We start from the raw sequence: 11,292 nt of genomic DNA, 5'->3' as shown, positions 1-11,292 counted from the left end.
GCTGTTCCTTCTACTGATCGGACGAACTAAATTTTGCCAGCCGCCCTCGACTTGCGACGCGGGCATTATGCATCAGGCTGACGACCGTCATTGGTCCTACGCCGCCGAGGACCGGCGTGATTGCGCCAGCGGCGCACGCCAGCCGCCCCGGGGATCACGGCGCTGAAATCGCCTGTAGCCGGTCGATATCGACCAGCACGATGTCGTCGGAAACAGGCTCGCGATTGTGCAGGCGGAACCAATCCATCGCTTCGCGCACGCGGTCTCCATGCGGGCCTGGATAGGCGCCAAGGCCGAGGACCCATTCGCGCACAGTCTCGCGTTCCATTCGCCCGGCCCGGTATCGGTCGCAGACGGTTTTCGCAGAGGCGACCAGATCATTGATGCTTTTCACGACGATTCCTCAGTGAACGGACGGCTCTTCATCGTCGAGAAAGGATCGAATGCCATCGCGAGCGACAGTGGCGAGGAATTCGTCGAAAGCTTCCCGGTCAGTGGCAAAGGGTTCGTCCCAGCGGATCAGATCCTCGGCCTGGGTGACGACTTCCATCGTCCAGTCTTCATTGCTGCCGGATGTGCGGAAGATATCGACGAGCACGGTGATCCCGTCATCGGTGAATTCTCCGGCCAATTCCGAGTGTTCCAGCTTTTCTTTCTTTGTCATTAGTCAGCCACCCGCGCCGGGCGGCGCGTCGTTTTCGAGATACTCTTCATATTGAACCGTTTCGGCCTCGTTGGTGTCGATCGAATTTGCGCGTTTGGCAAGGCGCACACCGGCCCCTCCACCGTTTTCCGGGATGAAAACGACGCCGCCTGCTTCCAGGGCCTGCTTCATATCCTGAAGGGTCCGGTCATAGGGCGAGCGTTTGCCCGCCTCGAAATTGGCGATCGTCGCCTTGGCGACGTTTGCGGCCGAGGAGAGATCGTCCTGCGACCAGGCCAAGAGGGCGCGCGCGGCGCGGCATTGGGCGGATGACAGGTCCGTCATGATAGCCTTGCGTCGAAAGTGTCGTGGGACGGATTATATAAAAAATGCAATCTTGCACAAGCGATGATGAGAGCATGGATGGTGAGCACGGCTGTCAGGTTCGCGATTGGCCAAGACCCCTCCCCACAAGGGGGAGGGGCTTATATGCCGCTCCCGACGCTTTTCACTTCAACGTTTCATCTGCAGAAAGGCTGATGTTTTTTGCAGGCGGATGCTGCGGGTTGGCCCTCCCCCTTGTGGCAGGGGTTGGGGAGGGCTTTACAAACCCGCCTGCACAACGCTCCGGTTGCGTCTGACAGCTACCCCGCGTGTTACTCCACCCCCCCGCATTCTTTCGACCCTTAATACTTCAGATTTATGCCCTGAAAGGGAAGGTTGATTGACTGAATATTATTAAAGTCTAATTTTTAAATTCCTGAAACACGCGCGTGGGAGGAAACAATGCGTGAGCCGGATATGCAGAAACTCGATGCACTCGTCGGCCGGCTGGTCGGTGATGTCGGCGCCGCCATGTCGGGCGCCTTGGTCGTGCTGGGCGACAAGGTGGGAATTTTCAAGGCGATGGCCGATGGGACGCCGATGAACGTCCAGCAGCTTTCGCAAAAGACCGGGGTGAAGGAGCGTTATCTTCGGGAATGGCTGAGCGCCCAGGCTGCGGCTGATTATATCGTCTATGACGAAAAAACCGATCGTTTCAGCCTGACGCCGGAGCAGGCGATGGTCTTTGCCGAGGAAAACAGCCCGGCCTTCTTCGTCGGCGCCTTCGAGGTGGTGCAATCGATGTGGATGGACGAGCCGAAGGTCGCCGACGCCTTCCGTACCGGCAAGGGCCTCGGCTGGCACGAGCACAGCACCTGCCTGTTCCGGGGAACCGAGCGCTTCTTCCGCCCGGGTTATAACAGCCATCTCGTCGCCGAATGGATACCCGCCCTGTCCGGGGTCGAGGAAAAGCTCAAGGCCGGCGCCAAAGTCGCCGATGTCGGCTGCGGCCATGGGGCCTCGACCATCCTGATGGCGCAGGCCTATCCCGCCTCCCACTTTACCGGCTTTGATTACCACGGCCCGTCGATCGATAAAGCCAAGGCGGCTGCGAAAGAGGCAGGTGTCGGTGACCGTGTGACGTTCGAGCAGAGCCGGGCGGCGGAATTTCCAGGCCGCGGCTATGATATGGTCGCGATGTTCGACTGCCTGCACGACATGGGCGATCCGGTCGGCGCCGGCCAGCATGTCAAGGAAACGCTTGGACCGAACGGCACCTGGCTGATCGTCGAGCCCTTTGCTCATGACCATCTCAAGGACAATCTCAACCCCGTCGGCCGCGTCTATTATGGCGCCTCGACGATGATCTGCACGCCGGCATCGCTCTCGCAGGAGGTGGGACTCGGGCTCGGCGCCCAGGCGGGAGAGATGAAGCTTCGCAAGGTGGCGCTCGACGCCGGCTTCACGCATTTCCGCCGCGCCACGGAAACCCCGTTCAACATGGTGTTCGAGGTGCGCGCTTGAGATAACCCCGGCTGGCGGCTATCTCAGCTTGCCGATGCTGGCATACATGCCGGTGGTGCGGAATTCCGTCGGGTTGGTGCCGTAGACTCGGCGGAAGACCTTGGAGAAATAATTCGGATCCTCGAAGCCGCACATGATGGCGACTTCCTTGACCGGCAGGAAGTCCGCTTTGGTGAGAAGCTTGACGGCGCGCTGCAGCCGCTGCTGGAGCACGAATTCGGCCGGCGGCATGCCCTCGCTCTCGGCAAAGCTGCGCGAGAAATGTGCGCGGCTGAGGCCGACGATGCCGGCAAGTTCGCTGACCGGCAACGGCTTTTCGAGATTGGCGTTGATATGGTCGATCACCGGCTGCATCAGGCTGAGTTCGGCGGCAAAGGCCGGCGAGCCGAAGACGTCGTCATAGAGCGCCATCGCCGCTTCATAGGCAATCGCCGAGGCAGCCCCCGGCGAGGTCGCGCCGGTGACGAGGCGCAGGCTGCAGTCGGCGAGGTGATCTATGGTCGAGGGCTGCAGTTTCAGCACCGGGCCGGCAGTTGATAGCACCAGCTGGTGAATGCGCAGCGTCTCCTCGCCATTCATCGAAATCCAGAAATATTCCCAGCGGTCGCCTTTCTCCAGCCAGTAGCGATGATTGTGCGGCACGAGCACCAGCAGCGTATCGCCGCCCTGAAGCCGATAATTGCGGTTCTGGTAGCGCAGCCGGCCGGTGCCGCTGATCGTGTGCTGCAGCACGGTGAAGGGCGTCTGGCCGCGCCTGCGGCCATCCCAGTCATAGGGTTCGTTCTCGCGCACTTCATAGCCGGAGCTCGTCGGCATGGCATGCAATCGCTGGCGGCCGCGGGGCAGCGAAACCGTCCTCATCGACTGTCCGTTGGCAATCAAATTCTGCAGCACAAAATTACCCCTGAAAGCATAATCCTTCTCTGGTCGGCTTGCCGATTTCGGGCATAATCCCGCTCGACAAACAGGGAAGAGACCACGGCCGAAAGAGCGGCCGGGAGGAAAACAGACGGTTTTTCGGCTTTTTCAACCGCATGCGCTAGCATGCGGCCTGATCCTTCATGGCCGTCTTTTCTGTAGCATTCGATTGGGTCGAGGTGAAGATCATGAGTTTCAAAATCGCTATCATCGGTGCGGGCAGCGTTGGTTTCACCAAGAAGCTGTTTACCGACATTTTGTGCGTTCCGGAGTTTCGCGACGTTGAATTCGCGCTGACCGATCTCAGCGAACATAATCTGGAGATGATCAAGGCGATCCTCGACCGGGTCGTCGAGGCGAACGGATTGCCGACCAAGGTGACGGCGACGACCGACCGGCGCCAGGCACTGACCGGCGCGCGCTACATCATCAGCTGCGTGCGCGTCGGCGGCCTTGAGGCCTATGCCGACGATATCAGAATCCCGCTGAAATACGGCATCGACCAGTGCGTCGGCGATACGATCTGCGCCGGCGGCATCCTCTATGGCCAGCGCAACATCCCCGTCATCCTCGACTTCTGCAAGGATATCAGAGAGGTCGCCGAGCCCGGCGCGAAATTCCTGAACTATGCCAATCCGATGGCGATGAACACCTGGGCGGCGATCGAATACGGCAAGGTCGATACCGTCGGCCTCTGCCACGGCGTCCAGCACGGCGCCGAACAGATCGCCGAGGTGCTCGGCGCCAAGTCGCTGGGTGAACTCGACTATGTCTGCTCCGGCATCAACCACCAGACCTGGTTCATAGACCTGCGCCTCAACGGCCGCAGGATCGGCAAGGACGAGCTGATCGCCGCCTTCGAGGCGCATCCGGTCTATTCGCAGCAGGAGAAGCTGCGCATCGACGTGCTGAAGCGGTTCGGCGTCTATTCCACCGAGAGCAACGGCCACCTTTCGGAGTACCTGCCCTGGTACCGCAAGCGGCCGGAGGAAATCACCCGCTGGATCGACATGTCCGACTGGATCCACGGCGAAACCGGCGGCTATCTCCGCCATTCTACCGAAACCCGCAACTGGTTCGAGACCGAATTCCCGCAATTCCTGGAATCCGCCTCAAAGCCGATCGACCCCGCCAAGCGCTCGAACGAACATGCGAGCCACATCCTCGAGGCGCTGGAGACGAACCGGGTCTATCGCGGCCATTTCAACGTCAAGAATAACGGCGTCATCACCAACCTGCCCTCCGATGCGATCATCGAATCGCCCGGCTTCGTCGACCGCTTCGGCATCAACATGGTCTCGGGCGTCACCCTGCCGGAAGCCTGTGCCGCTACCTGCATCGCCTCGATCAACGTCCAGCGCATGTCGGTGCATGCGGCGATCACAGGCGACATCGACCTGCTGAAGCTTGCCGTGCTGCACGACCCGCTGGTCGGCGCCGTCTCGACGCCCGAGGAGGTTTGGCAGATGGTCGACGAGATGGTCGTTGCCCAGGCGCGCTGGCTGCCGCAATATGCCGATGCCGTGCCGGCCGCCAAGGAGCGGCTGTCGAAATCCAAGGTGCAGACCCGCGACTGGGCGGGCGCTGCACGCCGCAACGTTCGCTCGATCGAAGAGCTGCGCGCGGAAAAGGCGGCGCTGAAACAGGCCGTCTGACATTTCGTGAAGGCTGGTCGTCATGGGTTTCCGGGAGGGAAATCCATGACACCGGGCCCGCCTTCATATCGTTCGAGGAGAAGAGAGCCGCGTGACCCGCGCTCCGGAACAAAAGGGAGAAACGATCATGAATTTCCGCAACGCAAGCATTCTGGCCGGACTGGCGCTCGGCGTCTCGGTTCTGGCGGTGAATGCCTATGCCTCCGAGGCAACCGTGCCGCCGGTGCCACCGGATTTCCCGGCCGAAGGCAAGATCAACTATGTGGCGCGCGACTCCATCCTCGAGTTCAAGGCGCTGCCCGAATATCACGAGCCCGACTGGGTCACGAAGAATTTCGTCTCCGCCGGCAAGCTGCCGCCGGTCAAGGACCGTCTGCCGAAGGAGCCGATGGTCTTCAAAACCGGCAACATGCCCGACGGCATCGGCGTCTACGGCGATACGATGCGCCACGTCATCGGCGGCCGGCCGGAAGGCTGGAACTACGGCGCCGGCCAGACGCAGGGCTGGGGCGGTATCGATATCGGCCTTTCCGAATGCCTGACGCGCACCGCGCCGCTGTTCCAGGTGAAAGCCCAGGACACCGAGCCGCTGCCGAACCTGGCCAAGAGCTGGGATTGGTCCGCCGACGGCCACAAGCTGACCATGCACCTGGTCGAAGGCGCCAAGTGGTCTGACGGTGCGCCGTTCAATGCCGACGACATCATGTTCTACTGGGATGACGAAGTCATCGATCCGAACGTCTCGCCGCTCGGCGGCGGCGCCTCGCCGGAGGCTTTCGGCGCCGGCACGACGCTGAAGAAGATCGACGATTACACCGTCGAATGGACCTTCAAGGAGGCCTTCCCGAAGCAATATCTCTACACGATGTCCTACCCGAACTTCTGCCCGGGTCCGTCGCATATCCTGAAACCCCAGCATCCGAAATATTCGAAGAACACCTACGACCAGTTCAAGAACGCCTTCCCGCCGGAATACATGAACATGCCGGTGATGGGCGCCTGGGTGCCAGTGGAATATCGCTCCGACGATATCATCGTACTGCGCCGCAACCCCTATTACTGGAAGGTCGACGAGAAGGGCAATCAGCTGCCTTATCTCAACGAGCTGCACTACAAGCTCTCGACCTGGGCCGACCGCGACGTGCAGGCGGTGGCGGGATCCGCCGACATTTCCAACCTCGAGCAGCCGGAAAACTTCGTGGCGTCGCTGAAGCGTGCCGCCGAGAAGACGGCACCCGCCCGCCTGGCCTTCGGGCCGCGCCTCATCGGCTATAACCTGCGCATGAACTTTTCCGCCAACGGCTGGGGCAGCCCGGACGAGCGCGGCCAGGCGATCCGCGAACTGAACCGCAACGAGGACTTCCGCAAGGCCGTCACCATGGCGCTCGACCGCAAGGCGATCGGCGACTCGTTGGTCAAGGGACCGTTCACGGCGATCTATCCGGGCGGGCTTTCGTCCGGCACCAGCTTCTACGACCGCAACTCCACCGTCTACTATCCCTTCGATCTCAAAGGCGCCAAGGCGGAACTCGCCAAGGCAGGGCTGAAGGATACCGACGGCGACGGCATCGTGAACTTCCCCGCCGGGACGGCCGGCGGCAAGAATGTCGAAATCGTCATGCTGATCAACAATCAGTACACGACCGACAAGAGCCTTGCCGAAGGCGTCGTCGGCCAGATGGAGAAGCTCGGGCTGAAGATCGTCCTCAACGCGCTCGACGGCGCCAAGCGTGACGATGCGCATTATGCCGGCCGCTTCGACTGGCTGATCCAGCGCAACACGACGGAACTGTCGTCGGTGGTGCAGAATACCGAGCAGCTCGCCCCCGTCGGCCCGCGCACCAGCTGGCAACATCGCGCCGGCAAGGATGACAAGCTCGATCTGATGCCCTTCGAAAACGAGCTTGTCGACGTCGTCAACAAGTTCACGACAAGCCAGAGCAACGACGAGCGCGTCGATCTGATGAAGCAATATCAGAAGATCTCGACCGAGCACGTCAACACGGTGGGCCTGACCGAATATCCGGGCGCGCTGATCATCAACAAGCGGTTCTCGAACGTGCCGCAGGGCACCCCGATCTTCATGTTCAACTGGGCTGAAGATTCGGTCATCCGTGAACGTCTGTGGGTGGCCGCCGACAAGCAGGGCAAATATGAGCTGTTCCCCGAGCAGCTGCCCGGCAAGCCCGGCGACAAGGGCCCGATCAACTGATCGATGTCATCAGGACAAAGAGCTGAGCGCGTCGCATCCGATGCGGCGCGCCGGAGAACTCCCTCCCAGCTGAAATGAACTTCCGGCCGCGCGTGGCGCGCGGCCGGATATGACCAACGAGCCGGCCGCGCCGACAAGGAGCGACTGGCGGCAAGGAAAAGCGGACCGTCCGATGTTACGATTCCTGCTCGTGCGCATAGCCTCCGCGATCCCCGTCCTCTTCATCCTGAGCGTGGTGACCTTCGCGATCATCCAGGCTCCGCCCGGCGACTACGCCGACTATATAAGATCGCAGCTGATCAACCAGGGCGGCGCTTCCTACGCCCAGGCCGACGCCCAGGCACAGGCCTACCGGGTCGAACACGGCCTGGATAAGCCGATGGTCGTGCAATACGTCAACTGGATCGGCGGCATCGTCACCCGCGGCGATTTCGGCTACAGCATGTTCTACAACAAGCCGGTCGCCGATGTCGTTGCCGAGCGGCTGCCGCGCACGCTGCTCTTGGCGCTCGTCTGCCACATCTTCGCTTCCGTGCTCGGCATCGGCTTCGGCATCTGGGCGGCGACCCGCCAATACAGCTGGATCGACAGCACGCTTTCGGCGGTTTCCTTTCTCGGCATGACGGTGCCGCGCTTCCTGATGGCGCTGATCATCGTCTATCTGCTGGTCTTCCAGTTCAACGTGTCCGAAATCGGCAGCTTCTTCTCGCCGCAATATGGCGGGGCGCCGTGGTCCTGGGCGAAATTCGTCGACCTCGTCCACCATGTCTGGCCGGTCGTGGCGATCGCCACTTTCGGCGGGCTCGCCTACAATATGCGGGTGATGCGCGGCAACCTGCTCGATACGCTGAATGCCCAATATGTCGAGACGGCCAGGGCCAAGGGGCTCTCCGGCGGGGCGGTGGTGATGCGCCACGCGGTGCCGAATGCGCTGCACCCGCTGGTGATGTATCAGGGCGTCGTGCTGCCCTACATGCTGACCGGCGAGATCGAGACCGCCATCATCTTTGCGCTACCGACCGTCGGCCCGGCGATCGTCGGCTCGATGGCGATCGGCGACGTCTATGTCACCGCCACCTTCATGCTGGTGCTGTCGGCAACGCTGATCGTCGGCAATATCATCGCCGACATGCTGCTGGCGCTGCTCGACCCGCGTGTCCGCCAATATGAAGGAGCCTGAGATGCTGGCTTTCGACTCCTCGCCGCCACCGCCGACGACGACCGAACCTTCGGTCAGCAAGCCATCGCGCGGGCATGAGAGCTATATCGCCCTGGTCTGGCGCCGGCTCAGGCGCTCCTGGACCGGCATGGCCGGGCTCATCCTCGTCGGGCTGCTGCTGCTCATGGCGATCTTTGCCGATTTCGTCGCGCCGATGGATCCGAAGGCGACCGATGTCGGCTTCGCCCCGCCGCAGGTGATGAGCTTCCACGACAAGGACGGCAATTTCGTCTTCCAGCCGCGCGTCTATGCGCTGTCGGATTCCGAGGAACTCGACCCGGTCACCTTCCAGCCGATCGTCGGAATGGATTACGACAATCCGAGGCTGCTTGGCTTCTTCGTCAAGGGCGCCGAATACAAGCTGTTCGGCCTGATCCCGGCCGACCGCCACTTCTTCGGCTCGACCGATGGCCAGCCGGTGCATTTCCTCGGCACCGACAAGTTCGGCCGTGACGTGCTGTCGCGCGCCATCATCGGCTCGCGCATCTCGCTGATGATCGCGCTGACCGTCGTCTTCATCGTCACCCTGATCGGCACGACGGTCGGCATGGTCTCCGGTTATTTCGGCGGCACCTTCGATATCTGGCTGCAGCGCTTCGTCGAGCTGGTGCTCGCCTTCCCGCAATTGCCGCTCTATCTGGCGCTGACCTCGCTGATCCCGGTGACGGCGCCGACCAATGTCTTCCTCGCCTTCGTCATCTTCGTCATGTCGGCGCTCGGCTGGGCGCAGATGTCGCGCGAGGTGCGCGGCAAGACCTTAGCACTTGCCCGCATCGATTATGTCCGGGCGGCAATGGCGGTCGGCGCCACCGACAAGCGCATTATCATGCAGCATATTTTCCCGAACGTGATGAGCCATGTCATCGTCGCGGTGACACTGCACATACCGAGCGTCGTGCTGCTCGAATCCTTCCTCGGTTTCCTCGGCTTTGCCGTCAAGCCGCCACTGATCTCCTGGGGGCTGATGCTGCAGGATACGGCGACCTATTCGGTCATCGGTTCCTATCCCTGGATTCTCTCCCCCGTCGGCTTCGTGCTCGTCACCGTCTTCGCCTTCAATGCGCTGGGCGACGGACTGCGCGACGCGGTCGATCCTTATTGAGGTGATTGATATGGCTCTTTCCCTGGTCAATTCCTTCGCCCCGCTTGTCCGCCACGACCATGACGGCCGCTTGGAAGCACCAATCATCGACGCCCGCAATGTGGCGGTAAATTTCAAGGTCGAGGACGGCATGGTCGAAGCCGTCAAGGACGTCTCCTTCCAGCTCTATCGCGGCGAGACCATCGCCATCGTCGGCGAATCCGGCTCCGGCAAATCGGTGACCGCAAGAACGGTGATGGGGCTTCTGTCGAAGCGCGCCGTCGTCTCCGGCAAATCGACGGTTTCCTATGACGGCAGCAATATTCTCAAATTCTCCGAGCGGGCCCGCCGCAAGCTGCGCGGCGACCGCATCTCGATGATCTTCCAGGAGCCGATGAGCTCGCTGAATCCGATCTATACGATCGGCAGCCAGATCGTCGAGGCGATCCGCGTGCATCGCCGCATGAGCCGCAGGGATGCGGAAAAGCGGGCGCTCGAACTGCTCGAACATGTGCAGATCCCCGACCCCGCCGCACGCATCCGGCAATATCCGCATCAGCTTTCCGGCGGCCAGCGCCAGCGCGTGATGATCGCCATGGCGCTCGCCAACGATCCGGACGTCTTGATCGCCGACGAGCCGACGACGGCGCTCGATGTCACCGTGCAGGCGCAGATCCTCAACCTGATCCGCAACCTGCAGAAGGAAATGGGGATGGCCGTCATCCTCATCACCCACGACCTGACGGTGGTGCGGCAGTTTTCCGATTACGTCTATGTGATGCAACATGGCGAAGTGCGCGAGCACAACACCACGGAAGCGCTGTTTGCCAATCCGCAGCACGCCTATACAAGGCATCTGCTTGCCTCCGAGCCGCGCGGCGAGGCCAACCCGCTGCCGGCGGGATCGGATGTCATCCTCGACGCCAAGGGCGTGCGCGTCGCCTTCATGCTGCGCCACGGTTCCTTCCTCAAGCCGGCGATGCGCGAGCTTGTCGCCGTCGACAGCCTCGATCTGACGCTGCGCCGTCACGAGACGCTCGGCCTCGTCGGTGAATCCGGCTCCGGCAAGACGACCTTCGGCCAGGCGATCCTGCGGCTGAACACGCCCGACAGCGGCGAAATCCATTTCGACCATCAGCCGATCCACGGGCTTTCCCGCGCTGAGATGCGGCCGCTACGGGCCCGCATGCAGGTGGTGTTCCAGGACCCGTTCTCCTCGCTCAACCCGCGCATGACGATCGGCCAGATCATCGAGGAAGGCCTCGTCGTCAACCGGCTGGGCGCCACCAGGGCCGAACGGCAGGACCGGGTGCGCGAGGCGCTGATTTCAGCCGGCATGCCCGGCAATATCCTGTCGCGTTTCCCGCATGAATTTTCCGGCGGCCAGCGCCAGCGCATCGCCATTGCCCGCGCCATCGCGCTGGAGCCGGAATTCATCCTGCTCGACGAGCCGACATCGGCGCTCGACCTTTCCGTCCAGGCCCAGATCATCGAACTGCTGCGCAAGCTGCAGGACGAGCGGGGTCTGAGCTACCTCTTCATTTCCCACGATCTCAAGGTCGTCCGGGCGCTTTGCCACCGCGTCATCGTCATGCAGCATGGCAAGATCGTCGAAGAGGGGCCCGTCAACGAAGTCCTATCCCATCCCAAGACCGCCTACACCGAACGGCTCGTCAAAGCCGCTTTCGAGGTAGCATGATTGCCGAATGCCGGAGG

The 11,292-nt window shown here is 61.9% G+C and carries 11 protein-coding genes; 6 read left to right on the top strand and 5 right to left on the bottom strand.

Annotation, left to right across the window (positions count from 1 at the left end; genetic code table 11):
• Positions 1-10: 10 nt before the first annotated feature.
• Genes K6N12_RS01155 through K6N12_RS01140 form a run of 4 tightly spaced genes read right to left on the bottom strand, consistent with a single transcriptional unit; the run spans position 11 to position 988 of the window.
• A complete protein-coding gene (locus K6N12_RS01155; protein WP_222148666.1) occupies positions 11-142 on the bottom strand; it encodes a hypothetical protein in 132 nt (43 codons plus the stop codon).
• Between the two features lie 12 nt (positions 143-154).
• On the bottom strand, positions 155-394 hold the full coding sequence (locus K6N12_RS01150) for a hypothetical protein (protein WP_097625540.1): 240 nt from the start codon (positions 392-394) through the stop codon (positions 155-157).
• Positions 395-403: 9 nt separating this feature from the next.
• The gene (locus K6N12_RS01145) at positions 404-664 is read right to left on the bottom strand and encodes a hypothetical protein (protein WP_088940643.1); all 261 of its coding nucleotides are present in this window, start codon (positions 662-664) and stop codon (positions 404-406) included.
• A gap of 3 nt (positions 665-667) precedes the next feature.
• A complete protein-coding gene (locus tag K6N12_RS01140) occupies positions 668-988 on the bottom strand; it encodes a helix-turn-helix transcriptional regulator (protein WP_183777943.1) in 321 nt (106 codons plus the stop codon).
• 441 nt (positions 989-1,429) lie between these two features.
• Between K6N12_RS01140 and K6N12_RS01135 the strand changes: the two genes are divergently transcribed.
• Complete coding sequence (locus K6N12_RS01135; protein WP_183777944.1) at positions 1,430-2,491, top strand: class I SAM-dependent methyltransferase; 1,062 nt, start codon at positions 1,430-1,432, stop codon at positions 2,489-2,491.
• Positions 2,492-2,509: 18 nt separating this feature from the next.
• On the opposite strand, the gene K6N12_RS01130 is transcribed toward K6N12_RS01135, so the two are convergent.
• Complete coding sequence (locus K6N12_RS01130) at positions 2,510-3,352, bottom strand: AraC family transcriptional regulator (protein WP_131711579.1); 843 nt, start codon at positions 3,350-3,352, stop codon at positions 2,510-2,512.
• Between the two features lie 245 nt (positions 3,353-3,597).
• On the opposite strand from K6N12_RS01130, the gene melA reads away from it, so the two are divergent.
• The 5 genes from melA (at position 3,598) to K6N12_RS01105 (ending at position 11,275) form a co-directional block, all read left to right on the top strand.
• Positions 3,598-5,064: an alpha-glucosidase/alpha-galactosidase gene (gene melA, locus K6N12_RS01125; protein WP_183777945.1), complete on the top strand. Its 1,467-nt coding sequence runs from the start codon at positions 3,598-3,600 to the stop codon at positions 5,062-5,064.
• A gap of 124 nt (positions 5,065-5,188) precedes the next feature.
• Positions 5,189-7,276 (top strand): ABC transporter substrate-binding protein, encoded by a 2,088-nt coding sequence (locus tag K6N12_RS01120; RefSeq protein ID WP_183778308.1) that lies wholly within the window; start codon positions 5,189-5,191, stop codon positions 7,274-7,276.
• Positions 7,277-7,448: 172 nt separating this feature from the next.
• A complete protein-coding gene (locus K6N12_RS01115) occupies positions 7,449-8,456 on the top strand; it encodes an ABC transporter permease (protein WP_183777946.1) in 1,008 nt (335 codons plus the stop codon).
• A gap of 1 nt (position 8,457) precedes the next feature.
• Positions 8,458-9,597, top strand: coding sequence for an ABC transporter permease (locus K6N12_RS01110; RefSeq protein WP_183777947.1), 1,140 nt, complete (start codon positions 8,458-8,460; stop codon positions 9,595-9,597).
• A gap of 10 nt (positions 9,598-9,607) precedes the next feature.
• Positions 9,608-11,275 carry an ABC transporter ATP-binding protein gene (locus tag K6N12_RS01105; protein WP_222148584.1) on the top strand — a complete coding sequence of 556 codons (1,668 nt, stop codon included), beginning with the start codon at positions 9,608-9,610 and terminating at the stop codon, positions 11,273-11,275.
• Positions 11,276-11,292 lie beyond the last annotated feature (17 nt).

The sequence above is a fragment of the Rhizobium redzepovicii genome (assembly GCF_019793435.1).
GTDB lineage: Bacteria > Pseudomonadota > Alphaproteobacteria > Rhizobiales > Rhizobiaceae > Rhizobium > Rhizobium redzepovicii.
This window is presented reverse-complemented; position numbering and strand designations above follow the sequence as displayed.